This window comes from Thioalkalivibrio sulfidiphilus HL-EbGr7 (assembly GCF_000021985.1).
In the GTDB taxonomy this organism is placed as follows: Bacteria; Pseudomonadota; Gammaproteobacteria; order Ectothiorhodospirales; family Ectothiorhodospiraceae; genus Thioalkalivibrio_A; species Thioalkalivibrio_A sulfidiphilus.
The window spans coordinates 2,018,792-2,040,952 of record NC_011901.1; the positions used below are offsets into that span (position 1 = coordinate 2,018,792).

Consider the following 22,161-nt stretch of genomic DNA (forward strand, 5'->3'; position numbering starts at 1 on the left):
TCGGAGGCAAGGTCATGCAAGGGACAAACGTGCTGTTCGGTCAGATCGCCGTGGTGTTCGGCATCGTGATCGCCGGCGTGTGGGGCGCCACACAGTGGACAGCAGCAGCCCTTGGTTATCAAGTACGCCTTGGCTCGCCCTGGTTCGATATTCTTGGCACGCCGATCTATTACCCGTGGAAGCTGTTTGAGTGGTGGTTCTCTTACGGCGCCTATACCCCGGAAATCTTCGACACGGGCGGTGCCATCGCCGGCAGCAGTGGCATGGTCGCAGTGACCGTCGCCATTGCTATGTCGGTCTGGCGCTCGCGGCAGGCACGCCTTGTCACGACCTACGGATCGGCCCGCTGGGCAAACGCGCAGGACATTCGCAAGGCGGGTCTCACGCAGCCGGCGGGCGTGTTCCTCGGCCAGCACGACCGCCAGTACCTGCGCCATGAAGGGCCAGAGCATGTCCTGACGTTCGCACCCACGCGCAGCGGCAAGGGCGTCGGCCTCGTGGTGCCGACGCTGCTTTCCTGGCCCGCGTCCGCCGTCATCCACGACATCAAGGGCGAGAACTGGCAGATCACCGCAGGCTGGCGCTCGCGTTTCTCGCACTGCCTGCTGTTCAACCCCACGGATGCGAAGTCGGCGGCCTACAACCCGCTGCTGGAGGTACGGCGCGGCGCGCATGAAGTGCGCGACGTGCAGAACATCGCGGACATCCTGGTCGATCCCGAAGGCGCGCTGGAGAAACGCAACCATTGGGAAAAAACTTCGCACGCGCTGCTGGTCGGCGCCATCTTGCACGTCCTTTACGCCGGGCAGGACAAGACGCTGCGCGGCGTCGCCAACTTCCTCTCCGACCCGGCCAGCCCATTCGAGCTGACCTTGCACCGGATGATGACCACGCCGCACCTCGTGAACGAGGAAGGTGGTGGCCCGCATCCCGTTGTGGCGTCCGCTGCGCGCGAAGTGCTCAACAAGTCGGACAACGAGCGTTCTGGCGTGTTGAGCACCGCCATGTCGTTCCTCGGCCTTTATCGCGATCCCACTGTGGCCGAAGTCACCTCGCGCTGCGACTGGCGCATTGCCGACCTGATCGCCGCCGAGCATCCGGTATCGCTGTACCTGGTGGTGCCGCCTTCGGACATTAGCCGCACGAAGCCGCTGATCCGCCTGATCCTCAACCAGATCGGACGGCGGCTCACCGAATCGCTGGACGGCTCCGACGGCATCAAGCGCCGCCACAAGCTGCTGCTGATGCTCGATGAGTTTCCGGCACTCGGGCGCTTGGATTTTTTCGAGACCGCGTTGGCCTTCATGGCGGGCTACGGCATCCGCAGCTTCCTCATCGCGCAGTCGCTCAACCAGATCGACAAAGCCTACGGCCAAAACCATTCGATTCTGGACAACTGCCATGTGCGTGTGACGTTCGCCACCAACGATGAACGCACCGCCAAGCGCATTTCCGAGACGTTGGGCACCGCGACCGAGTTGCGCGCACAGCGCAACTACGCGGGCCACCGGCTCGCGCCGTGGCTGGGCCACCTCATGGTGTCGCGCCAGGAGACGGCCCGCCCGCTGCTGACGCCCGGCGAAGTCATGCAGCTTCCGCCCGACGAGGCCGTGGTGATGGTCTCCAGCGTGGCGCCGATCCGGGCAAAGAAGCTGCGCTACTACGCGGACGCCAATTTCAAGCGGCGCGTGCTGTCGCCGCCCGTGTTGGCGGACAGCCAATACGCCGACGCGCCGCCGCTGCGCCCCGACGACTGGAGCGGGCTGGCAATCCCACCAACGCCCACCGCACCGGCCACGGCACCCGCCGATGGCCTCGGTTCCGCCGACGACGGCGGCCCGCGCCGTCAGCCCGAGCTTTCCGAAGTCGTCGCCTACGACCCCGAGTTGGCCGCGCCCGCAGCTGACCTCGGGCTGCTCGATGACGACGACGACCTGCCGCTTCCCCTTCCTCGCCAGCTCGATCCGGCCATGCAGCGCGCGGCCCGGCTGGCATCGCTGAACCCCAACGACGGAATCGAGCTATGAGCCAATACCGCCTCAATCTGTTCATTCAGCCCGAGCACGCCCAGCGGCTCGACGAGCTGGCCGCCAAGAAAGGCGTGTCCAAGTCGTCGATCGTTGCGGCGGCGCTCGCATCGTGGCTGTCGCCCGATGCCGCTGACCAGCGCGAGGCGGCCATCGCCAAGCGCCTTGATCGCCTGTCGCGCCAGGCCAAGCGCATGGAGCGTGACCAGAGCATCGCCATCGAGACGCTGGCGCTGTTCATCCGCTACTACCTGACGGTCAGCACGCCGGTTCCCGAGGCACACCAAGACGCGGCGCGCGCCCAGGGCAAGGCGCGCTTCGAGCAGTTCACCGAGCAGCTTGGCCGCCACCTGATGCGCGGACGCAGCCTGGTGCGCGATGTGGTGGAGGAACTGCACCCTGACCCGGTGCGGATGGAAGACGCGGCAGCCGCCGCCCAGGCTCGGGAGCGTGCCTCATGAGTGCCGTTCCGCAACTCCCGCATGAGCCGCGTTCGTCTGCTGCCGCCTCCCTTGAGCGACGCATCCAGATGCTGCGCACGGCAATGGGGCCGCTGATCGCCACCGCGCTCGAAGACCCCGACGTGGTGGAAATCATGCTCAACCCCGATCGCACCCTTTGGGTGGATCGGCTTTCGAGTGGGCGCGCGCCGATGGGCGTGGAGATGCCCGAGGCCGATGGCGAGCGGATCATCCGCCTGGTCGCTGCCCACGTCGGCGCGGAAGTCCATCGCGGCCAGCCGCTGCTGTCGGCTGAACTGCCGGAGACGGGCGAGCGATTCGAGGGCATCTTGCCGCCCGCCGCGCCGGGGCCGGCCTTCGCGCTGCGCAAGCGCGCCATCGGCGTGATCCCGCTGGAGCGGTACGTCGTGGACGGAATGATGACCGCCGCCCAGGCGGGCTTTCTGGTGCAGGCCGTGCGCGAGCGCCAGAACATCGTGATCGCCGGGGCCACCAGCAGCGGCAAGACCACGCTGGCCAATGCGCTGCTGGCAGAGATTGCCGCCACCGGCGACCGCGTGTTGGTACTCGAAGACACGGTGGAGCTGCAATGCGCGGCGCGTGACCACGTTCCGCTGCGCACGCGCGCGGGGGTGGTGTCCATGACCGAGTTGGTGCGCTCCTCCATGCGCCTGCGACCCGATCGCGTGGTGGTCGGCGAGGTGCGCGGCGCCGAGGCGCTGGATCTCATCAAGGTGTGGGGCACCGGCCACCCCGGCGGCATCGCCACGATCCATGCGGGTTCCGCGCTGGGCGCGTTGCTGCGCATGGAGCAACTGATTCTCGAAGTGGCGGTGAACCCGCCGCGTGCGCTGATCGCCGAGGCGGTCAACGTGGTGATCCACATCGCCGGTCGCGGGCGCAAGCGCCGCATCGAGAGCATCGCCCGCGTCGTCGGCTTCGACGGTGTGGGCTACCGATTGGCGGATGCGCTGGAGACACCGTTTCCCGAGCTGCCGCTATTTCCCGAGGCCGCACCCGCTGCGGCGACTTCCCCGTCCCCTGACCAACCTGGAGAACTGCCATGACGCAGATGATCGTTCCTGCTTTCCGTTTTTCTGCAAATCCGGCTTTGCGCCTTCCCGCGCGGTCGCGGCTGCACAGCCTGGCCCGCCCTGCGGCGCAAGGCTTACTGCTGGCCGCACTGCTGCTGTTGCTGGCTGGAACCGCGCAGGCCGCCGGTTCCTCGATGCCGTGGGAAGGCCCGCTGCAATCCATCCTCGAATCCATCCAGGGGCCGGTGGCGCGCATCGTCGCCGTCATCATCATCATCGCCACGGGCCTCGCGCTGGCCTTCGGCGACACGTCAGGCGGCTTCCGCAAGCTGATCCAGATCGTGTTCGGCTTGAGCATCGCCTTCGCCGCGTCCTCGTTCTTCCTGTCGTTCTTTTCGTTCTCTGGCGGGGCTGTCGTATGAGCGGCCCGGACACCTTCGCGGCCGGGTTCGAGGTGCCGCTGCATCGCTCGCTCACCGAGCCGATCTTGCTGGGCGGCGCACCGCGCACCGTGGCGATCGCCAACGGCACGCTGGCCGCCGCCGTCGGGCTGGGCCTGCAACTGTGGATTCCGGGCGTGGTGCTCTGGATCGTCGGCCATTCGCTGGCGGTGTGGGGTGCGCGCGTCGATCCTCAGTTCATGGCCGTGTTCGCCCGGCACATCAAGCATCGCCCGCTGCTGGACGTGTGAGGGGATGCAGGCATGCTGAACCTTGCCGAATACCGCCAACGGCCCGCGCTGCTCGCCGACTGGCTGCCCTGGGCCGGACTGGTCGCGCCGGGTGTCGTCTTGAACAAGGACGGCAGTTTCCAGCGCACCGCCCGGTTTCGCGGGCCTGACCTCGATAGCGCCACGCAAGGCGAGCTGATCGCCACGTCGGCACGCCTGAACAACGCGCTGCGCCGGCTGGGTTCTGGCTGGGCGCTGTTCATCGAGGCCGAGCGCCGCACCGCTGCCGACTACCCGCACTCGGAGTTTCCCGAGCCACTTTCGTGGCTGGTGGACGAAGAACGCCGCTCGGCCTTCGAGGATACCGGCCATCACTTCGAGAGCGGCTATCACCTGACGCTGGTGTACCTGCCGCCCGAGGAATCGCGCGCCCGTGCCGCCAAGATGCTCTACGAGAACACGCCGACGAATGGCGTGGACTGGCGCGAGCGGCTGCAAGCCTTCGTCGCGGAAACGGATCGGGTCTTTGACCTGCTCGATGGCGTCATGCCGGAAATCGCCTGGCTCGATGACAGCCAGACGCTGACCTATCTGCACTCGACCATCTCGACGCGGCGCTATCGCATGGGCGTTCCCGAGGTGCCGTTCCACATCGACGCGCTGCTGACCGACTCGCCGCTGGTCGGTGGCCTGGCCCCCATGCTGGGCGACAGGCACCTGCGCGTGGTGTCGGTGCGCGGATTCCCGACCTCGACCTGGCCGGGGATTCTGGACGACCTCAACCGCCTGGGATTTGGGTATCGCTGGAGTACGCGCTTTCTGTGCCTCGACAAATCCGAGGCGGAACGGGAATTGGGGCGTCTGCGCCGCCAGTGGTTCGCCAAGCGCAAGAACGTCATCGCGCTGCTGCGCGAAACGATCTTCCAGCAGGAAAGCCCGCTGGTCGATACCGACGCGAACAACAAGGCGGCGGACGCGGATGCGGCCTTGCAGGAGCTGGGCAGCGATCAGGTCGCCTTCGGCTACCTGACGGCGACCGTCACCGTCATGGACGAGGACGCCGGCGCAGCCGACGAGAAGCTGCGCATGGTGGAGCGCGTCATTCAGGGGCGCGGCTTCGTCACCATCCCCGAAACGCTCAATGCCGTGGATGCGTGGCTGTCCTCGCTTCCCGGCAACGCCTACGCCAACGTGCGTCAGCCCATCGTCTCGACGCTGAACCTGGCGCACATGATGCCGGTGTCGGCGGTGTGGGCCGGGCCGGAGAAGAACGACCACCTGGACGGCCCGCCGCTGATCGTCACCCGCACCGATGGCGCGACGCCGTTCCGGCTGGTGACGCACATCGGCGACGTGGGCCACACGCTGGTCGCCGGCCCGACCGGCATGGGCAAGTCGGTCTTGCTCGCCACGCTGGCGTTGCAGTTTCGCCGCTATCGCGGCTCGCGCATCTTCGCCTTCGACATGGGGCGTTCCATGCGCGCCACGATCCTCGGGCTGGGCGGCGAGCACTACGACCTGGGCACGGATGGAGAAATCGCCTTCCAGCCGCTCGCGCGCATCGACCGCGAGGGCTACCGCACCTGGGCAGCGGAATGGATCGAAGGCCGCTTGCTGCACGAAGGCGTGGCAGTCGGCCCGGACGAGAAGGCGGCCATCTGGTCGGCACTCGGCAGCCTTGCCGGTGCGCCGGTGGAGCAGCGCACGATGACCGGGCTGTCCGTCCTCTTGCAGTCCAACGCGCTGCGCCAGGCGCTCGCGCCGTATGTGCTGGGCGGCGCGCACGGCAAGCTGCTGGACGCCGACCACGACCGGCTGGGCATGGCCGACGTGCAGTGCTTCGAGATGGAAGAGCTGATGCACAGCAAGGCCGCCGTCATGGCCGTGCTGCATTACCTCTTTGCGCGCTTCGACGAACGCTTTGACGGTGCGCCCACGCTGCTGATCCTCGATGAAGCGTGGCTGTTCCTCGATGACCCGGTGTTTGCCGCGCGCATCCGCCAGTGGCTCAAGACGCTGCGCAAGAAGAACGTCAGCGTCATCTTCGCAACGCAGTCGCTGGCCGACATCAAGGATTCGAGCATCGCGCCCGCGATCATCGAGAGCTGCGCGAGCCGCATTTTCCTCGCCAACCCGCAGGCGACCGAGCCGCAGATTCGCACGATATACGAGGGCTTCGGCCTCAACAGGCGTCAGATCGAAATCGTCGCCACCGCGCAGCCCAAGCGCGATTACTACTACCAATCCCGCCTCGGCAACCGCCTGTTCGACCTCGACCTGGGGCCGGCGGCGTTGGCGTTTGCGGGCGCTTCCACGCCGCAAGACCAGCGCGACATAGACCGCGTGCTGCTGGACGCCGGCACGCCCGGCTTCGCGGGCGCCTGGCTGCGCCATCGCGGCCTCGATTGGGCGGCTGACCTGCTGCCCTCGTTCCCCGGCCTCGCGCCGGGTTCCCTCGCTGACCACCCACAGGAGAACCTGCCATGAAGAAGCGCCTTGTCGCCGCGGCCATCGCGGCCATGCTTTGCACGGCCACTGCCCATGCGCAATGGGTCGTGATCGACCCCACCAACCTCGTGCAGAACACGCTGACTGCGATCCGCACGCTGGAGCAAATCAACAACCAGATCCAACAGCTTCAGAACGAAGCGCAGATGCTGATGAACCAGGCGCGCAACCTCGCCAGCCTGCCGTCCAGCGTGGTCGGCCAGTTGCGCGCCAACCTGGCAACGACCGAGCGGTTGATCGCCCAGGCCCGAGGCTTGGCCTACGACGTGACGAATCTGGATCGGGAGTTTGCCCGCCTGTACCCGGAGCAGTACGCCGCCACCGTCAGCGGCGACCAGATGTACCGCGACGCCCAGGAGCGATGGAAGAACACGCTCAACGGCTTGCAGACCACCATGCAGATGCAGGCGCAGGTGTCGCAGAACCTGGGCGAAGACGAAAGCGTGCTGGCCGATCTGGTCGGCAAGAGCCAGTCGGCGCAAGGCGCGTTGCAGGCGATGCAGGCCATGAACCAGTTGCTCGCCTTGCAGGCCAAGCAGTCGATCCAGTCGCAGCGGCTCCAGATCACGCAAGACCGGGCCGCCTCGTTGGAACTGGCGCGGCAGGCGGCGGCCACCGAGCGCGCCCGCGAAGTGCGGCGGCGCTTCCTCGGGGAAGGCACGCCGTACACGCCGCAGTCCGTCAACTTCTACCGCGACTGACGGGGGCCGACATGCGATGCGTCCTCGTCCTTGGTGCCGTGCTGCTGGCCGCCTGCGGCGAGCAGCCGGCCGACAACCTCGCCGATGCCCTGGCCGCTGATCCCGTGCGGCTCAAGGCATTGCGCGCGCAATGCGCGGCCGACCGGCAGGCCACGGGCGAGGACGCTTGCCGCGCCGCCGCCGAAGCCTTCCGGCGGCGCTTCTTTTCCGGCGAAGCCGGGCCGGATGAATACCGAACGCTGGCCGGCCTGCCGCCGATCCCGCCCAGCTTCGAGGAGCCGGCCGATGGCATGGCGCCGACCGTTCCCGCCGAACCGGAGGACACGCCATGAATGACGTGACCATCATCGACCAATTCCTCAACACATTCGCCGCCTACATCGACTCGGGTTTCGGGCTGCTGCGGGGCGAAGTAGCGTTCCTCACGGCCACGCTGATCGTCATCGACATGACGATCGCCGGCCTGTATTGGGCCATGAGCCATGCCACCGGCCAGGGCGAGGACGTGATCGCCAAGCTGCTGCGCAAGGTGCTCTACGTCGGTGCCTTCGCCTACATCATCGGCAACTTCAACTGGCTGGCCAGCATCGTGTTCCGCTCGTTTGCGGGATTGGGTATCACCGCCACCGGCTCGGCAATCACGATGGAGAACTTCTTGCAGCCGGGCCGACTGGCGAAAACCGGCCTTGACGCGGGCGGGCCTATCTTCCTTCAGCTTGACGACATGATGGGATTTCCCGAGGTGTTCTTGAACCTCGATGCCATCTTGGTGCTGTTCCTCGCCTGGCTGGTCGTGGTGCTCTGCTTCTTCGTGCTGGCGATCCAGCTTTTCATCACGCTGATCGAATTCAAGCTGACCACGCTCGCAGGCTTTGTGCTGGTGCCGTTCGCGCTGTGGAACAAGACGAGCTTTCTGGCGGAAAAAGTGCTGGGCAACGTCGTGGCCTCCGGCGTCAAGGTGCTGGTGTTGGCCGTGATTGTCGGTATCGGCTCGGGTCTGTTCACCCAGTTCCAAGTCCATCCCGATGAGCCGTCCCTCGACCATGCGCTGGTCATCATGCTGGCCTCGCTCACTTTGCTGGCGCTGGGGATCTTCGGCCCCGGCATCGCCACGGGCCTTGTGTCCGGTGCGCCGCAGCTCGGCGCGGGCGCGATGGCGGGCGCGGCCATCGGCGCAGCCGGAACGGCGGTGGCCGTCGGTGCCGCCGCGACGGGCGTGGGCAGTGCGGTAGCTGCTGGCGCGCGCATGGCCCCGGCCGCCGCCAAGCTGGCCGGCAGCGGCGCGCGTGCCGCCACGTCGGCGGCGGGCAGCGCGAAGTCGGCGTTCCAGGCCGGTTCCGCCGCAGCAGGCGGCGGTGCCAAAGGCGCGATGGCGGGCTTGGGCAACGTCGCCAAGACCGGCGCGCAGGCAGCCGGACGAGGCGCTGCATCCCGTGCCTCCGCTGTCGGGCAGCGCATGGCCGCTCCGTTCCGTGCTGGCTGGAATGGCGCTGCGGCCGACAGTGGCGCAGGGGCGGCATCCGGTCAGGGAGTTGGCGAGGCCACGCCCAGCGCCAGCAACGCGCAGACGCAGGAACAACCTGCCTGGGCGAAACGACTGCATCGCCGCCAACAGCTCACCCATGCCGCGACCACCACCGCCCATGCGCTGCGCGGTGGCGACGGCGGCGGCTCCGGCCAAGGGCCGAGCCTGCGCGATTCCGATTCATAAGGAGAACTGACCATGCGATTCAAGAAACCGCAGGTGCGTTACGCCGACACGCCGCAGCCTGCCACGCCGTACCAAGCTGCCGGCCAGGTATGGGACGACCGTATCGGCTCGCCGCGCGTGCAGGCGAAGAACTGGCGCCTGATGGCCTTCGGCTGCCTCACCCTCGCGTTGCTGATGGCCGGCGGCCTGGTGTGGCGCTCCGCGCAGTCCTTTGTGACGCCCTACGTCGTGGAGGTGGACAACGCGGGCCAGGTGCGCGCAGTGGGCGAAGCCGCCACGCCATACAAGCCCAGCGACGCACAGACCGCGTACCACCTAGGCCGCTTCATCGGCCTGGTTCGCTCGCTGTCCATCGACCCCATCGTCGTGCGCCAGAACTGGCTCGACGCCTACGACTACACGACCGACAAGGGCGCGGCCGTGCTCAACGACTACGCGCGGGTCAACGACCCGTTCGCGCGCATCGGCAAGGAGTCGGTGACGGTGCAGATCACCAGCGTCGTGCGCGCCAGCGACACGTCTTTCAACGTGCGCTGGACAGAACGCCGCTACGTCAACGGCGCCGCGGCGGGACTGGATCGGTGGACGGCCGTGGTGTCCATCGTGCTCCAGCCGCCGCGCACCGAAGAACGCCTGCGCAAGAACCCCCTGGGCATCTACGTCAACGGCCTGTCGTGGAGCCGCGAACTGGATTCTTCCGAAGGAGCCAAGCCATGAATGATCTTTTCCGTAAATCCGCTTTGCCGGTGATCCTGCTTGCCTTGGCGGGCTGCGCCACGCAGGGCAAACCGCCGCCGACCATCTCACTCGATGAGCCGGTACAGGCCCAGCCGCTGCCAGAGCCGCCCGCGCCGGTAGAGGTGGTGGCCGTGCCCGAGGTACTGCCGATGCCCGCGCAGTTGAAGCCGGCTCCCGAAGCCGAGGACGCCAAGCCTGTGCCGGAGCCGGCAGACGAGAAGGTGCGCGTTTCGCGTGCCAATGCCGAGGCGCGCGTCGCGCCCACGCGCGAGGGCTACGTCAACGCTATTCAGGTGTGGCCGTATAGCGATGGTGCGCTCTATCAGGTCTATGCGGCCGTGGGCCGCGTGACCGTGGTGTCGCTCCAGCCTGGCGAGGAACTAGTGACGGTGGCCGCCGGCGATACCGTGCGCTGGATCGTGGGCGACACGTCCAGCGGCAGCGGCGCCGACCTGCGCGTGAACGTGCTGGTGAAGCCCATCCGCTCGGGCCTCAAGACCAATCTCGTCATCACCACCAACCGCAGAACGTACCTGCTGGAGTTGGCTTCGACAGAAAAGACGTGGATGGCATCGGTGTCGTGGGAGTACCCGCGCGACCGGATGCTGGCCTTGCAGCGCCAGGCGCAAGCGGCCAGCACCGCAGCGCCGGTCGATAGCGGCCTGTCGCTGGAGAACCTGCGCTTCCGCTACGCGATCAGCGGCAGCAATCCGCCGTGGAAGCCGCTGCGCGCCTTCGACGACGGGCAGAAAGTCTATATCCAGCTTCCCGCCGGCATCGCGCAGGGCGATCTTCCGCCGCTGTTCGTGATCGGGCCGGAAGGCGACGGGCAATTGGTCAATTACCGCTTCCGCTCGCCGTACTACATCGTGGATCGGCTGTTCGGAGCCGCCGAACTGCGCTTAGGTGGCGACAAGGGCGATGTGGTGCGAATCGAGCGCACGGATGGCGTGGCACGGAGGAACTGACCATGAGCCAGGACGACACCCCCGACCTCGCCACGCCGCAGGCGGGCAAGGTCGCGCCCGAGGCGGTGGCGCTGCGCGCCCAGCCGCGCCCGGTCACGCGCCTGAACCGGCGCACGCTGGCCGTCCTTGTCGGCGGCCTGTCGGTCGCCGTGCTCGGGGCCACGATCTGGTCGCTGCAACCGCAACGGCGCGGCGCCAATGAGCAGACCGAGCTTTACAACGTCGATCGCGTGTCGAAGTCCGAAGGGCTGGATGGCCTGCCTTCGGACTACTCGAAGCTGCCGCCGAAGGTGTCCGAGCTGGGGCCGCCGCTGCCGGGTGATCTCGGCCCGGCCATCGTGAACTCGCAGCAGCCGGTGACGCCGACGTATGTACCGCCGGGCCATGATCCCGAGGATGCCTTGCGCAAGGAGGCCGACGCGGCAGCGGCCTCGTCGGTGTTCTTCCGCTCGGGCGGCCAAAGCCAGGCCGCCGCCACGGTGACGCAGGCGGTGCCGGGTGCGTCTGGTGGCGCAAGCACGCTGGCGGCCTTTGACCCGCTCGCCGCTGGGCCGGCCTCGACGGCGGCCCAGCCTGCCGACCCGACCGCCGTGCAGAACCGGCAAGACCAGAAGGAGGCGTTCCTGAAAGCAGGCTCTACGGAAACCCGCAATTCCGGCAATCTGGCGCTGCCGGTGTCGCCCTATCAGGTGATGGCCGGAACGGTGATCGCGGGCGCGCTGGTGACGGGCATCAAGTCCGACCTTCCGGGCGACGTGATCGCCACGGTGACGGAGCCGGTCTATGACACGGCCACGGGCAAGTTCCTGCTGATCCCGCAGGGATCGCGCATCCTCGGGCGCTACAACAGCCAGGTCAGCTACGGGCAGAGCCGTGTGCAGGTGGTGTGGAACCGGGTCATCCTGCCCGATACGTCCTCGCTGACGCTCGACAGCCTTGTCGGCACCGACCCGGCCGGCTACGCCGGCCTGGAAGACGACGTGGACTGGCATTGGAATCGCATCGTCGCGGGCGCGGTGCTGACGACGCTGCTGGGCGTGGGCGCCGAGCTGGCTGCGCCGGAGAACCGTCAGGACGGCAACCGGATCGTCATCGCCGGGCGCGATAGCGCACAGGACAGCATCAATCAGGTCGGGCAGGAGATCACCCGGCGCAACATGAACATCCAGCCGACGCTGACCACGCGGCCGGGCCTGCCGGTGCGGATCATCGTCAATCGGGATCTGGTGCTTCGGCCCTACCAGCCACTGTTCTTCAATCGGGGAGCTTCGCAATGAGCGCGACCAAGAAGCTGCGGCTCGGGCCGCTGCCCAAGACCGAGAACGTCAAGTTGACCTTTGCCTGCCCGGCCAGTCTGAAAGCCGACCTCGACCGCTACGCCGCGATGCACGCGCAGGCGTATGGCGAGGTGGTCGATGCAGAGAAGTTGATCCCGCACATGCTGGAGGCGTTCATGGCGGGGGATCGGGGCTTCAAGCGCACACAGTCCAAAAACGGGAAAGCCGCCCCTGCGTGAACAGGGGCGGCTCTGGATTGGTGCCCGAGGCCGGAATCGAACCGGCACGCCTTTCGGCGAGGGATTTTCTTACCACTTCGACTTTCGCCGCCGCCTTGCTCAACGCAGGGCGTTCGTGGTCTGGAGCACGCCTTCACCATAGCCTTGCGGCCGTAGGTGCCCGCCGTCTGCTCTCTACACCTTCCCAAGCTGTGGCTTGGGCTTGGCTCGGCGTTGGCTCGGGTGCAAAAGCATCCAGGGCGTTCGCCGACTTTGACGGGCTTCACTTCGGGCGTTTCCCCCCGAAGGCTCAAATTGTTCAAGTCCCTTGTGTCTACCGATTTCACCACTCGGGCGTAGTGCTCAACGCACCGAAAACACCTACCTCCATCTACTGGCGCCTAGCTGGCCCCTGATCGTCAAGCCAAGCAGCAAAGCTACAGCATGGACGCTCGCAAACCGTTGTCGCTATTGACCTTCTGGCTCGGTAGTTCTAGCAGAAAGGACTTGACAAAACAGATTTTAAGTCCCCTGCGTCTACCAGTTCCGCCATCCGGGCTGAATCGAAAAGGCAGGCAGACGGCATTGTAGCCGCTTGCAGCAGACCGCGCGAAAGACATCAGGGAAAAGTGGAGGCTGGGGTCGGAATCGAACCGGCGTACACGGCTTTGCAGGCCGCTGCATAACCACTCTGCCACCCAGCCGGGTGCGGGAAGAGGCGCAAATCATAGCACCCCTGTCCCGAAAACAAAAAACCTCGGCAGAACCGAGGTTTGAGAATCTGGAGCGGGAAACGAGACTCGAACTCGCGACCCCAACCTTGGCAAGGTTGTGCTCTACCAACTGAGCTATTCCCGCTTGGGAGCGCGTATTCTATGGATCCTTGCAGTTTTGTGTCAAGGGGGGATTCTTGCAAGGATGAAGCTGCCTGCGTCAGGCCGCGTTCACCCTGCGCAGGGCGGCGCGCAGGTACTGGATCATGGACCACAGGGTCAGTGCAGCAGCCGCGTAGAGCAGCACCAGGCCCAGGGTGTGTAGGTCATACCCCAGCACCGGCTGCTGATAGAGCAGCAGGAAGATGGCGACCATCTGCGCGGTGGTCTTCACCTTGCCCAGACTCGAGACCGCCACCTTGCCCCGCTGACCGATTTCCGCCATCCATTCCCGCAGGGCGGAGATGGCGATCTCCCGGCCGATGATGACGATGGCCGCGGCGGCCAGCAGCACACCGCCCATCTTGTCCACCAGCAGCACCAGGGCCGCGGCCACCATCAGCTTGTCGGCCACGGGATCGAGAAAGGCGCCGAAGCGGGAGGTCTGGCCCAGCTTGCGCGCCAGGTACCCGTCCAGCCAGTCGGTCAGGCCCGCCAGGGCGAAGATGGCGGCGCTGGCCGGCCCGGACCAGGACACGGGCAGGTAGAACACCACCACGATCAGGGGTATGAGGGCGATGCGCAGCCAGGTGAGCAGGTTGGGTATGTTCAATGTCATCGAGATTCAGCCTTCATGAAAGCTGTCGTAGATCTGCTGTGCCAGCTTCCGGCTGATGCCCGGGACCTTGGACAGCTCGGCCACGCCGGCCCGGCTCACGCCGCGCAGCCCGCCGAAATGCTTGAGTAACTGCTGGCGACGCTTCGGGCCCATGCCGGGGATCTGCTCCAGGGGAGAAGCGGTGCGCGCCTTGGCACGTCGCTGGCGGTGGCCAGTGATGGCGAATCGGTGCGCCTCGTCGCGGATCTGTTGGATGAGATGCAGGGCACTGGAGCCCGGCGGCAGTATAGTCGGGCGCTCGGAGTCGCTCAACACGAGGGTCTCGAGCCCCGGCTTGCGGTCCGCCCCCTTCGCCACGCCCACCACGCTCACCCCCTGGACCTGCAGTTCCTCCAGCACCTCCAGGGCCTGGCGCACCTGGCCCTTGCCGCCGTCGATGAACAGCACGTCCGGCAGACGCCCCTCGCCCTCCTTGAGGCGCGTGTAGCGCCGCTGCAGGGCCTGGCGCATGGCGGCGTAGTCATCCCCAGGGGTGATGCCCTCGATGTTGAAGCGCCGGTAGTCGGACTTCACCGGCCCCTCGGCATCGAACACCACGCAGGAGGCCACGGTGAGCTCTCCCTGGGTATGGCTGATGTCGAAACACTCCATCCGCGAAGGCAACTCGTCCAGGTCCAGGGCCTCGGCCAGGGCCTCCAGGCGCTCGCGCATGCCGGCGCGGCTGGCGAGCCGGGTGCGCAGGGCCAGTTCCGCGTTGCGCTCGGCCATCTCCAGCCAGCGGGCCCGCTCGCCGCGCACGTTCCAGCTCAGGCTCACCGCCCTGCCCCGGCGCTCACCGAGCACCTCCGTGAGCACCTCCGCGTCCTCCGGGACATGGCTCAGGATGATCTCCGCGGGCACCTCGCGGCTCAGGTAATACTGGGCCAGGAAGGCGCTGATCAGTTCCTCGGCACTGGTGTCCTCGGGCACGCTGGGGAACAGGGCCTTGTTGCCCAGGTGGTGTCCGCCGCGCACGAAGAACACCTGCACGCAGGCCTGACCGGAGGCCTGGTGACAGGCGATGATGTCCACGTCGCCACCCGCGCCGCTGATGTACTGCTGCTCGGAGATCTGTCGCAGCCGGGTGATCTGGTCCCGGTAACGGGCCGCCTCCTCGAAGGCGAGTCGCTCGGAGGCCTGCTCCATGCGCACCACCAGGTCGCGGATCACCGCCTCGCTCTTGCCCTCCAGGAACTGCACCGCGTGTTCCACGTCCTGCCGGTAGGTGGCCTCGTTGACGAGCCCTACGCAGGGCGCGGTGCAGCGCCGGATCTGGTACTGCAGGCAGGGCCGGGAGCGGTTCTGGAAGAAGCTGTCCTCGCACTGGCGCACCAGGAACAGCTTCTGCAGCAGGTTCAGGGTCTCGCGCACCGCCCCCGCCGAGGGATAGGGGCCGAAGTAGCGGCCGCCGGGCTTGCGCGCGCCCCGGTGGAAGGTCAGGCGCGGGAAGGCGTGGTCGGTGACCAGGATGTAGGGGTAACTCTTGTCGTCCCGCAGCAGCACGTTGTAGCGGGGCCGGTGCTCCTTGATGAGGTTGCTCTCCAGCAGCAGGGCCTCGGCCTCGGTGCGGGTGACGGTGACCTCGATGTTGTGGATCTGGCTCACCATGGAGCGGATCCGCGCGCTGCTCACGTTGCTGCGGAAATAGCTGGCGACCCGTTTCTTCAGGTCCTTGGCCTTGCCCACGTAGAGCACCTCCCCCGCCCCGCCCAGCATCCGGTACACCCCCGGACGATGGGTCAGGGTGCGCAGGAAGCTGGCGGGATCGAAGGGTGCGGCCTCGTACTGCTCGCTCATGGACGCCGGGGGTCGGTTGTCAGGCGCGCCGCTGCCGGGCCAGCGCTTCGGGCAGCCGCTCGCGGATGCGGGCGAACACCGCCTGGAACATCTCGGGGGTCAGGCGCCGGGTCTGGGTGTTGTAGCGGCTGCAGTGGTAGGAATCGATCAGGGTCAGGCCGTCGAGTTCATGTTCGGCGCCATGGCCGAAGCGGTGCGCGCTGGCCTTGATCCCCAGGGCGCGCAGGACGGCATTGTGGGCGATGGTGCCCAGGGCCAGGACCACCGCGTCCCGGGGCAGGCCCCTGAGTTCCACGGCCAGGTAATCGTTGCAGCACACCACCTCGCCGGTCTCCGGCTTGTTGGCCGGCGGCAGGCACTTCACCGCGTTGGTGATGCGGCAATCACTGAGCACCAGCCCGTCGTCGGCGGACACCGATTCCGGGCGACTGGCAAAGCCGAAGCGGTGCAGGGTCTCGTAGAGCAGGATGCCGGCGTAGTCGCCGGTGAAGGGCCGTCCCGAGGCGTTGGCGCCGTGCATGCCCGGGGCCAGGCCAACGATCAGCAGCCGGGCTTCGGGATCACCGAAAGGCGCCACGGGGGCATTGTGATACCCGGGGTGTTTCTGGCGCAGGTCGGCCAGAAACCCGCTCAGGCGCGGGCAGCGGGTGCAGTGGGGATCGAAGTGGGTTTCCATGGCGTCATGCTACCACGGCAGTGGGCCCTGCCGGCCGGGACAGAAGGCCTGGGGCTAGCCTGCTAGTTGTCGCCCACTTCCCGGGAAGCGATCAGACCATGCTGCGCGGCCAGGGTCACCAGTTGCATGTCGTTGCTGATACCCAGCTTGCCCATGACCCGGCACTTGTAGGTGCTCACCGTCTTGGGACTGATGTTCAGGGCGGTGGCGATGGCCTGGGGTGTCTGGCCCTGGAGGATCATCAGCAGGATCTGGCGTTCCCGCCCGGAGAGTTCATCAAAAGGGTTGGCCTGGCCCTTGGCGAGCCCGCCCAGGGCCAGGCGCTGGGCCACCGCCGGGCTGATATGGCGCTCGCCCTGCATGGCGCCCTGGATGGCGGCGATCATCTCCTCGATGCGGCAACCCTTGGTGAGATAGCCGCTGGCGCCGGCCTCCAGCACCCAGCGGGGCACGGGACCCTCATCCATGGCGGTGAGCACCAGCACCTTTACCGACGGCTGGGCCTCCACGATGCGCCGGGTGGCCACGAGCCCGCCTATGCCCGGCATGTTGATGTCCATGAGCACCACGTCCGGCTTGAGGCGCTTGGCCTCCACCAGGGCCTCTTCGCCGGAGTGGGCCTCGCCCACCACCTGGATACCGGTCACGGCGGCGCGCTCATCCAGCAGGCCACGGATGCCCATGCGAACCAGTTCGTGATCGTCCACCAGCAGGACGTCGATCATGCCCCGGCCCCCGGCGCACCCGAGGTGCGGCGAGTGGAGGTTTGATGACGGTTTGCCCGGAGATGTTTCACGGTCGGCGGTTCACCATTCACAGAAAGGATGTTTGACCAGGCTGGTATTGTAATAGCGCGGATCATGGGAGACCTCCTGGCCGACCCAGTCCGGTCGATCGAAGACCTCGTCGGTTGCGGAGAGTTCGATCTCGGCCACGATCAGCCCCTCGTTGCGGCCCTCGAACACGTCCACCTCCCAGACATGCCCCTGATGTTCGACGAAGTACCGGGTCTTTTCGATCAACGGGCCCTCGCACAGGGCTTCCAGCATGCGCCGTGCCTCCTCGGGCGGGATCGAATACTCGAACTCCTCACGCTCGACGCCCAGGGTGGCGCTCTTGATGTTGAGCCGGGCGTCCTCGTCGGTCACCCGCACACGGATGGAGGCGTGGCGATTGCCGCACAGGTAACCCTGACGAAAGTGGATGCGCCGAGAGACGCTTTTCTTCCAGCTCTCGCCCACCACCAGAAACTTGCGTTCGATTTCCAGGCCCATGGATCGTCTCGTGTTGGCCGGGCCGTCGCGGCCCGGTCGGGACGGTGGGTATTCTACCTGATCCGGTCAGCGGGAAACCGCTGGACGGCTGATCAGAACCGCAGCAGGGCCGAGCCCCAGGTGAAGCCGCCGCCGAAGGCCTCCATCATCAGCAGGTCCCCGGGGCGCACACGCCCGTCACGCACGGCCACGTCCAGGGCCAGGGGGATGGAGGCGGCGGAGGTATTGCCGTGTTCGTCCACGGTGACCACCACCCGGTCCATGGGCATCTTCAGCTTGCGCGCGGTGGCCTGGATGATGCGGATGTTGGCCTGATGCGGGATCAGCCAGTCGATCTCCGCCTGGTCGATATCGTTGTATTCCAGGGTCTCGTCCACGATGCGGCCCAGGGTGTTGACCGCCACCTTGAAGACCTCGTTGCCCTTCATCTCGATGTAGGCCTCGCCCGCCAGCACCTCGCTGTAGGCGGTGGAGATGCCCTTGGGCACATGCAGCAGGTTATCGAAGCGGCCATCGGCGTGCAGGTGGGTGGAGAGGATGCCCTGCTCCTCGCTGGCCTCCAGCACCACGGCACCGGCGCCGTCGCCGAACAGGACGCAGGTGGTGCGGTCGGTCCAGTCCACGATGCGCGACAGGGTCTCGGCACCCACCACCAGGGCACACTTCGCGCCGCCGGTGCGGATGAAGCGATCGGCCACGCCCAGGGCGTAGACGAAGCCGGTGCACACCGCCTGCACGTCGAAGGCGGCGCAGCCGTGGATCTCCAGGCGTTTCTGCAGAAGGCAGGCGGTGCTGGGGAACACGCGATCCGGGGTGGTGGTGGCGACGATGATCAGGTCGATGTCGGCACTGCTGCGCCCGGCCATCTCCATGGCGCGGCGCGCGGCCCGCTCGGCCAGGTCGCAGGTGGTCTCCTCGGGGCCCGCGACGTGGCGCTTCTTGATGCCGGTGCGCTCCTGGATCCACTCATCCGTGGTCTCCACCATCTTTTCCAGATCGTGGTTGGTGAGGATTTTCTCCGGGAGACAGCCCCCGGTGCCGGTGATCCGGGCGTAGGTCACGATGCTTCCCTTTCCGTCAGCAGCTGTTCCAGCTGCTTGTCGATGCGTTGCGCGATGTTCTTCTCCACCTCGAGGCGGGCGATGCGGATGGCGTTTTCAAAGGAAAACGCGTCGGCACCGCCATGGCTCTTGATGACGATACCCTGCAGGCCCAGGAGGCTGGCGCCGTTGTACAGGCGCGGATCGATGCGCTTCTTGAAGTTGCCGAGTACAGGCATGGCGAACAGCGCGGCAAAGCGGCTGAACAGATTGCGCTTGAACTCGGCGCGGATGAAGTGGGACACCATGCGCGCCACGCCCTCGCTGGTCTTGAGCGAGACGTTGCCCACGAAGCCGTCGCAGACCACCACGTCCACGTCGCCGCAGAAGATGTCGTCGCCTTCCACGAAGCCGATGTAGTTGAGGTTGCTGGCCTCCAGCAGGCGCGCCGCTTCCTTGATCTGGTCGCTGCCCTTGATCTCTTCCTGGCCGATGTTGAGCAGTCCCACCTTGGGGCTGGGATTGTTGTCCACGGCGCTCACCAGTACCGAGCCCATCACCGCGAACTGGAACAGGTGTTCCGCGGTGCAGTCCACGTTGGCGCCCAGGTCCAGCATGTGGGTGTGGCCGTGGATGGAGGGGATGGCGGTGCTGATGGCCGGGCGGTCGATGCCGGGCAGGGTCTTGAGCACGTAGCGGGCGGTGGCCATGAGCGCGCCGGTATTGCCGGCGCTCACGCAGGCGTGGGCCTTGCCGTCCTTGACCAGGTTGATGGCCACGCGCATGGAGGAGTCTTTCTTGTTGCGCAGGGCCTGTGCGGGGGGCTCGTCCATGCCCACCACCTGGCTGGCGTGGTGTATGCGAAGCCGCTCGGAAGGCTGTACGGGGTGGCGGGCGATCTCGGCGCTGAGCATGGATTCATCACCCACCAGTACCAGCTCGATATCGGGGTATTTGCCCAGTGCCCCGACCGCGGCCGGGACCACGACACCCGGGCCGTGATCACCGCCCATGGCGTCCAGTGCGATGGTAAAGAGTCCGCTCATTCAGTCGTCGACGATTTTCGCCTGCCCGTAAATGACGACGCGGGATGTGTCCATCCCGCGATGTCTGGTTACATCTTGCGTGAGGCGCTGAACGGGCGGCCGTGCCTCCCGTTCAGCGAAGCGGCGAGGGGTTTATTCCTCGTCCTGCTCCTTGGCCTTGATCACCTGGCGCCCGCGGTAGAAACCATCGGGGCTGATGTGGTGCCGACGGTGCACTTCACCGGTGGTGGGCTCGATGGAGAGCGCAGCGTTCTTGAGCGCATCGTGGGAACGACGCATGCCGCGCTTCGAGGGGGTGGTACGGGCCTGTTGAACTGCCATGATAAAGATCTCCGTAGAGCGTTAGCTTGAACCAGTCCCCGGTCACCATGACCGGGCTAGGGTTTGTTCTCGTCTGTCTTGAGTCCCTTCAGGACAGCGAATGGGTTGTCGACTTCGCGCCGGCTGCGGGAGATATCCCCGTCGGCGAACTCCCGGTGTCCGCCCTCGGCGCAGGGGCTGCCCTCGGGATGCAGGGCCACCACCGGCAGTGCCAGCAGCAGCTCCTCTTCCAGGAGACCGTGCAGGCTCAGGCCCCGTTCCTCCACCCAGACCGCGTCCTGGTCATCGGGCAGTGTCTCCAGGACCTTCTCATCGGCCACCAGGCGGGCCTCGAAGTCATGGTCCACAGGGTGGTCCATGCGCTCCAGGCAGCGCTGGCAGCGCAGGTGCAGGGTGGCCTGGACGTGTCCACGTACCCGGTCACCACCGCCGGGCGCCCTGTCGAAGTGAAACCGGGCGCTGGCCTCCCCTTCGGTATCCAGCAGTTCCCCGGAAAGCCGGGGCAAGCGGGACAGGGGCAACGTACCCGCCACCTCACCCGCCCTGGCGGACAGCCGGGCCGGGTCGATCCAGTCGGGCAACGCGTCGAACATAAGCGGGCAATTTTACGCCCCGGGACAGTCCGCTGTCAAAGACGATTTTGCCTTGTGAATCCGGGGCTTGGCTTGAAATGCCGACGGTAAATCACGGATACTCCGGGATCACCCGGTTTTCGGGCCCCGTATTCCCAAGGTGGCGGCACCCCGTGATACGCAAGATCCTGATTGCCAACCGCGGCGAGATTGCCGTGCGCATCATCCGTGCCTGCGCCGAAATGGGGATCACCTCGGTGGCCGTGTACACCGACGCGGACCGCCACAGCCTGCATGTCAAGAAGGCCAACGAGGCCTACTCCATCGGCCCCGATTCCCTGGCCGGGTATCTCAACGTGCACCGCATGGTCAACGTGGCCCGGGCCGTGGGCTGTGATGCCATCCACCCCGGCTACGGCTTCCTGTCCGAGAACCCCCAGTTCGCCCGCACCTGCGCCCAGCGCGGGGTGCGCTTCATCGGCCCCTCGGCGGAGGTGATCCACGCCATGGGCGACAAGGTCCAGGCGCGGCGTTCCATGATCGCCGCCGGGGTGCCGGTGGTGCCCGGCAGCGAGGGCAACCTGGCCAGCGTGGACGAGGCCCTGGCCCTGGCCGAGCAGATCGGCTTTCCGGTGATGCTCAAGGCCACCACCGGCGGCGGCGGGCGCGGCATCCGCCGCTGCGACGATCCGGCCCAGCTGCGCAGCAACTACGAGCGGGTGCGCTCCGAGGCCACCAAGGCCTTCGGCAACACCGAGATCTTCATGGAGAAGGCCATCATCAACCCGCGCCACATCGAGGTGCAGGTGCTGGCCGACAGCCACGGCAACGCCATCCACCTGTTCGAGCGCGACTGTTCCATCCAGCGCCGCCACCAGAAGCTGGTTGAGATCGCCCCATCCCCCCAGTTGAGCGATGCTCAACGCGCCTACGTGGGCGAGCTGGCGGTGCGCGCCGCCAGGGCGGTGGGCTACGAGAACGCCGGCACGGTGGAGTTCCTCATGGATCACGAGGACAACTTCTACTTCATGGAGATGAACACCCGCCTGCAGGTGGAACACCCGGTCACCGAGATGATCACCGGCGTGGACATCGTCCAGGAACAGATCCGCATCGCCTCGGGCCTGCCCATGAGCTACGCCCAGGAGCAGGTGCAGCGCCGCGGCTTTGCCATCGAGTTCCGCATCAACGCCGAAGACCCCAAGAACGACTTCCTGCCAAGCTTCGGGCGTATCACCCGCTACTTCGCCCCGGGCGGCCCGGGCGTGCGCACCGACGGCGCCATCTACACCGGCTACCACATCCCGCCCCACTACGACTCCATGTGCGCCAAGCTCATCGTCTGGGCCCTGGACTGGGAAAGCCTGATCCGCCGCGCACGCCGTGCACTTCAGGACATCGGTGTGTTCGGCGTGAAGACCACCATCCCCTATCACCTGGAGATCCTCGGCAACGCGGAATTCCAGTCAGGGCGCTTCGACACGGGCTTCGTGGAGGCCCACCCGGAACTCACCGACTACTCGGTGCGCCGCCCGGTCCGTGAACTGGCGGCCGTGATCGCCGCCGCCATCGCCGCCCACAAGGGCCTGTAA

Annotated in this window: 23 protein-coding genes and 2 tRNA genes; 14 read left to right on the forward strand and 11 right to left on the reverse strand. The window is 66.7% G+C overall.

Annotation, left to right across the window (positions count from 1 at the left end):
- Window positions 1-14: 14 nt before the first annotated feature.
- From TGR7_RS09485 to TGR7_RS09545, 13 genes are read left to right on the forward strand one after another with little or no spacing between them, the layout of a single operon-like run.
- Window positions 15-2,027 (forward strand): conjugal transfer protein TraG, encoded by a 2,013-nt coding sequence (locus TGR7_RS09485; protein WP_012638455.1) that lies wholly within the window; start codon window positions 15-17, stop codon window positions 2,025-2,027.
- A complete protein-coding gene (locus TGR7_RS09490; RefSeq protein ID WP_012638456.1) occupies window positions 2,024-2,488 on the forward strand; it encodes a CopG family transcriptional regulator in 465 nt (154 codons plus the stop codon). Before TGR7_RS09485 ends, TGR7_RS09490 begins: the two co-directional genes overlap by 4 nt.
- Entirely contained in the window at window positions 2,485-3,555 is a 1,071-nt protein-coding gene (gene trbB / locus TGR7_RS09495) for a P-type conjugative transfer ATPase TrbB (protein WP_012638457.1), read from the forward strand. The genes TGR7_RS09490 and trbB overlap by 4 nt, the downstream gene beginning before the upstream one ends.
- The gene (locus tag TGR7_RS09500; protein ID WP_012638458.1) at window positions 3,552-3,944 is read left to right on the forward strand and encodes a TrbC/VirB2 family type IV secretion system protein; all 393 of its coding nucleotides are present in this window, start codon (window positions 3,552-3,554) and stop codon (window positions 3,942-3,944) included. Before trbB ends, TGR7_RS09500 begins: the two co-directional genes overlap by 4 nt.
- Window positions 3,941-4,213 (forward strand): VirB3 family type IV secretion system protein, encoded by a 273-nt coding sequence (locus TGR7_RS09505; protein WP_003138984.1) that lies wholly within the window; start codon window positions 3,941-3,943, stop codon window positions 4,211-4,213. The genes TGR7_RS09500 and TGR7_RS09505 overlap by 4 nt, the downstream gene beginning before the upstream one ends.
- 12 nt (window positions 4,214-4,225) lie before the next feature.
- Window positions 4,226-6,679 carry a conjugal transfer protein TrbE gene (gene trbE, locus TGR7_RS09510; protein WP_012638459.1) on the forward strand — a complete coding sequence of 818 codons (2,454 nt, stop codon included), beginning with the start codon at window positions 4,226-4,228 and terminating at the stop codon, window positions 6,677-6,679.
- Entirely contained in the window at window positions 6,676-7,401 is a 726-nt protein-coding gene (gene trbJ / locus TGR7_RS09515; protein ID WP_003138979.1) for a P-type conjugative transfer protein TrbJ, read from the forward strand. Before trbE ends, trbJ begins: the two co-directional genes overlap by 4 nt.
- Before the next feature lie 11 nt (window positions 7,402-7,412).
- Window positions 7,413-7,733 carry a hypothetical protein gene (locus TGR7_RS09520; protein WP_012638460.1) on the forward strand — a complete coding sequence of 107 codons (321 nt, stop codon included), beginning with the start codon at window positions 7,413-7,415 and terminating at the stop codon, window positions 7,731-7,733.
- Window positions 7,730-9,112 (forward strand): P-type conjugative transfer protein TrbL, encoded by a 1,383-nt coding sequence (gene trbL / locus TGR7_RS09525; RefSeq protein ID WP_012638461.1) that lies wholly within the window; start codon window positions 7,730-7,732, stop codon window positions 9,110-9,112. The genes TGR7_RS09520 and trbL overlap by 4 nt, the downstream gene beginning before the upstream one ends.
- Window positions 9,113-9,124: 12 nt before the next feature.
- On the forward strand, window positions 9,125-9,829 hold the full coding sequence (gene trbF, locus TGR7_RS09530; RefSeq protein ID WP_012638462.1) for a conjugal transfer protein TrbF: 705 nt from the start codon (window positions 9,125-9,127) through the stop codon (window positions 9,827-9,829).
- The gene (gene trbG / locus TGR7_RS09535; RefSeq protein ID WP_012638463.1) at window positions 9,826-10,818 is read left to right on the forward strand and encodes a P-type conjugative transfer protein TrbG; all 993 of its coding nucleotides are present in this window, start codon (window positions 9,826-9,828) and stop codon (window positions 10,816-10,818) included. Before trbF ends, trbG begins: the two co-directional genes overlap by 4 nt.
- Window positions 10,819-10,820: 2 nt before the next feature.
- Window positions 10,821-12,095 (forward strand): TraB/TrbI/VirB10 family type IV secretion system protein, encoded by a 1,275-nt coding sequence (locus TGR7_RS09540; protein ID WP_012638464.1) that lies wholly within the window; start codon window positions 10,821-10,823, stop codon window positions 12,093-12,095.
- On the forward strand, window positions 12,092-12,334 hold the full coding sequence (locus TGR7_RS09545; RefSeq protein ID WP_012638465.1) for a DUF2274 domain-containing protein: 243 nt from the start codon (window positions 12,092-12,094) through the stop codon (window positions 12,332-12,334). The genes TGR7_RS09540 and TGR7_RS09545 overlap by 4 nt, the downstream gene beginning before the upstream one ends.
- Window positions 12,335-12,943: 609 nt before the next feature.
- Here the strand turns inward: TGR7_RS09545 and TGR7_RS09550 are convergent.
- The 11 genes from TGR7_RS09550 to TGR7_RS09600 form a co-directional block, all read right to left on the reverse strand.
- Window positions 12,944-13,017, reverse strand: a tRNA-Cys gene (locus TGR7_RS09550).
- Between the two features lie 78 nt (window positions 13,018-13,095).
- Window positions 13,096-13,171: transfer RNA gene (locus tag TGR7_RS09555), tRNA-Gly, on the reverse strand.
- Window positions 13,172-13,246: 75 nt separating this feature from the next.
- Window positions 13,247-13,804: a CDP-diacylglycerol--glycerol-3-phosphate 3-phosphatidyltransferase gene (gene pgsA / locus TGR7_RS09560; RefSeq protein ID WP_012638466.1), complete on the reverse strand. Its 558-nt coding sequence runs from the start codon at window positions 13,802-13,804 to the stop codon at window positions 13,247-13,249.
- Between the two features lie 6 nt (window positions 13,805-13,810).
- A complete protein-coding gene (uvrC, locus tag TGR7_RS09565) occupies window positions 13,811-15,640 on the reverse strand; it encodes an excinuclease ABC subunit UvrC (protein ID WP_012638467.1) in 1,830 nt (609 codons plus the stop codon).
- Between the two features lie 19 nt (window positions 15,641-15,659).
- Window positions 15,660-16,316 carry a uracil-DNA glycosylase gene (locus TGR7_RS09570; RefSeq protein WP_012638468.1) on the reverse strand — a complete coding sequence of 219 codons (657 nt, stop codon included), beginning with the start codon at window positions 16,314-16,316 and terminating at the stop codon, window positions 15,660-15,662.
- A gap of 62 nt (window positions 16,317-16,378) precedes the next feature.
- A complete protein-coding gene (locus TGR7_RS09575; RefSeq protein ID WP_012638469.1) occupies window positions 16,379-17,041 on the reverse strand; it encodes a response regulator in 663 nt (220 codons plus the stop codon).
- A gap of 81 nt (window positions 17,042-17,122) precedes the next feature.
- Window positions 17,123-17,590 carry a CYTH domain-containing protein gene (locus TGR7_RS09580; protein ID WP_012638470.1) on the reverse strand — a complete coding sequence of 156 codons (468 nt, stop codon included), beginning with the start codon at window positions 17,588-17,590 and terminating at the stop codon, window positions 17,123-17,125.
- Window positions 17,591-17,682: 92 nt separating this feature from the next.
- On the reverse strand, window positions 17,683-18,651 hold the full coding sequence (locus TGR7_RS09585; protein ID WP_012638471.1) for a beta-ketoacyl-ACP synthase III: 969 nt from the start codon (window positions 18,649-18,651) through the stop codon (window positions 17,683-17,685).
- Window positions 18,648-19,676 (reverse strand): phosphate acyltransferase PlsX, encoded by a 1,029-nt coding sequence (gene plsX, locus TGR7_RS09590; protein WP_012638472.1) that lies wholly within the window; start codon window positions 19,674-19,676, stop codon window positions 18,648-18,650. The genes TGR7_RS09585 and plsX overlap by 4 nt, the downstream gene beginning before the upstream one ends.
- 132 nt (window positions 19,677-19,808) lie before the next feature.
- Complete coding sequence (gene rpmF, locus TGR7_RS09595) at window positions 19,809-19,997, reverse strand: 50S ribosomal protein L32 (RefSeq protein ID WP_012638473.1); 189 nt, start codon at window positions 19,995-19,997, stop codon at window positions 19,809-19,811.
- Window positions 19,998-20,053: 56 nt separating this feature from the next.
- Window positions 20,054-20,590: a YceD family protein gene (locus TGR7_RS09600; protein ID WP_012638474.1), complete on the reverse strand. Its 537-nt coding sequence runs from the start codon at window positions 20,588-20,590 to the stop codon at window positions 20,054-20,056.
- A 152-nt stretch (window positions 20,591-20,742) separates the two neighbouring features.
- Between TGR7_RS09600 and TGR7_RS09605 the strand changes: the two genes are divergently transcribed.
- Entirely contained in the window at window positions 20,743-22,161 is a 1,419-nt protein-coding gene (locus tag TGR7_RS09605; protein WP_012638475.1) for an acetyl-CoA carboxylase biotin carboxylase subunit, read from the forward strand.

Excerpts from the sequence above, each read along its gene's own strand:
- TGR7_RS09540 (WP_012638464.1), top strand. The coding sequence starts at position 10,821 with ATGAGCCAGGACGACACCCCCGACCTCGCCACGCCGCAGGCGGGCAAG.
- TGR7_RS09580 (WP_012638470.1), bottom strand. The coding sequence starts at position 17,590 with ATGGGCCTGGAAATCGAACGCAAGTTTCTGGTGGTGGGCGAGAGCTGG.
- trbL (WP_012638461.1), top strand. The coding sequence starts at position 7,730 with ATGAATGACGTGACCATCATCGACCAATTCCTCAACACATTCGCCGCC.
- trbJ (WP_003138979.1), top strand. The coding sequence starts at position 6,676 with ATGAAGAAGCGCCTTGTCGCCGCGGCCATCGCGGCCATGCTTTGCACG.
- TGR7_RS09520 (WP_012638460.1), top strand. The coding sequence starts at position 7,413 with ATGCGATGCGTCCTCGTCCTTGGTGCCGTGCTGCTGGCCGCCTGCGGC.
- TGR7_RS09545 (WP_012638465.1), top strand. The coding sequence starts at position 12,092 with ATGAGCGCGACCAAGAAGCTGCGGCTCGGGCCGCTGCCCAAGACCGAG.
- uvrC (WP_012638467.1), bottom strand. The coding sequence starts at position 15,640 with ATGAGCGAGCAGTACGAGGCCGCACCCTTCGATCCCGCCAGCTTCCTG.
- TGR7_RS09570 (WP_012638468.1), bottom strand. The coding sequence starts at position 16,316 with ATGGAAACCCACTTCGATCCCCACTGCACCCGCTGCCCGCGCCTGAGC.
- rpmF (WP_012638473.1), bottom strand. The coding sequence starts at position 19,997 with ATGGCAGTTCAACAGGCCCGTACCACCCCCTCGAAGCGCGGCATGCGT.
- trbF (WP_012638462.1), top strand. The coding sequence starts at position 9,125 with ATGCGATTCAAGAAACCGCAGGTGCGTTACGCCGACACGCCGCAGCCT.
- plsX (WP_012638472.1), bottom strand. The coding sequence starts at position 19,676 with ATGAGCGGACTCTTTACCATCGCACTGGACGCCATGGGCGGTGATCAC.
- TGR7_RS09505 (WP_003138984.1), top strand. The coding sequence starts at position 3,941 with ATGAGCGGCCCGGACACCTTCGCGGCCGGGTTCGAGGTGCCGCTGCAT.
- pgsA (WP_012638466.1), bottom strand. The coding sequence starts at position 13,804 with ATGACATTGAACATACCCAACCTGCTCACCTGGCTGCGCATCGCCCTC.
- TGR7_RS09575 (WP_012638469.1), bottom strand. The coding sequence starts at position 17,041 with ATGATCGACGTCCTGCTGGTGGACGATCACGAACTGGTTCGCATGGGC.
- trbG (WP_012638463.1), top strand. The coding sequence starts at position 9,826 with ATGAATGATCTTTTCCGTAAATCCGCTTTGCCGGTGATCCTGCTTGCC.
- TGR7_RS09600 (WP_012638474.1), bottom strand. The coding sequence starts at position 20,590 with ATGTTCGACGCGTTGCCCGACTGGATCGACCCGGCCCGGCTGTCCGCC.
- TGR7_RS09500 (WP_012638458.1), top strand. The coding sequence starts at position 3,552 with ATGACGCAGATGATCGTTCCTGCTTTCCGTTTTTCTGCAAATCCGGCT.
- trbB (WP_012638457.1), top strand. The coding sequence starts at position 2,485 with ATGAGTGCCGTTCCGCAACTCCCGCATGAGCCGCGTTCGTCTGCTGCC.
- TGR7_RS09490 (WP_012638456.1), top strand. The coding sequence starts at position 2,024 with ATGAGCCAATACCGCCTCAATCTGTTCATTCAGCCCGAGCACGCCCAG.
- trbE (WP_012638459.1), top strand. The coding sequence starts at position 4,226 with ATGCTGAACCTTGCCGAATACCGCCAACGGCCCGCGCTGCTCGCCGAC.
- TGR7_RS09485 (WP_012638455.1), top strand. The coding sequence starts at position 15 with ATGCAAGGGACAAACGTGCTGTTCGGTCAGATCGCCGTGGTGTTCGGC.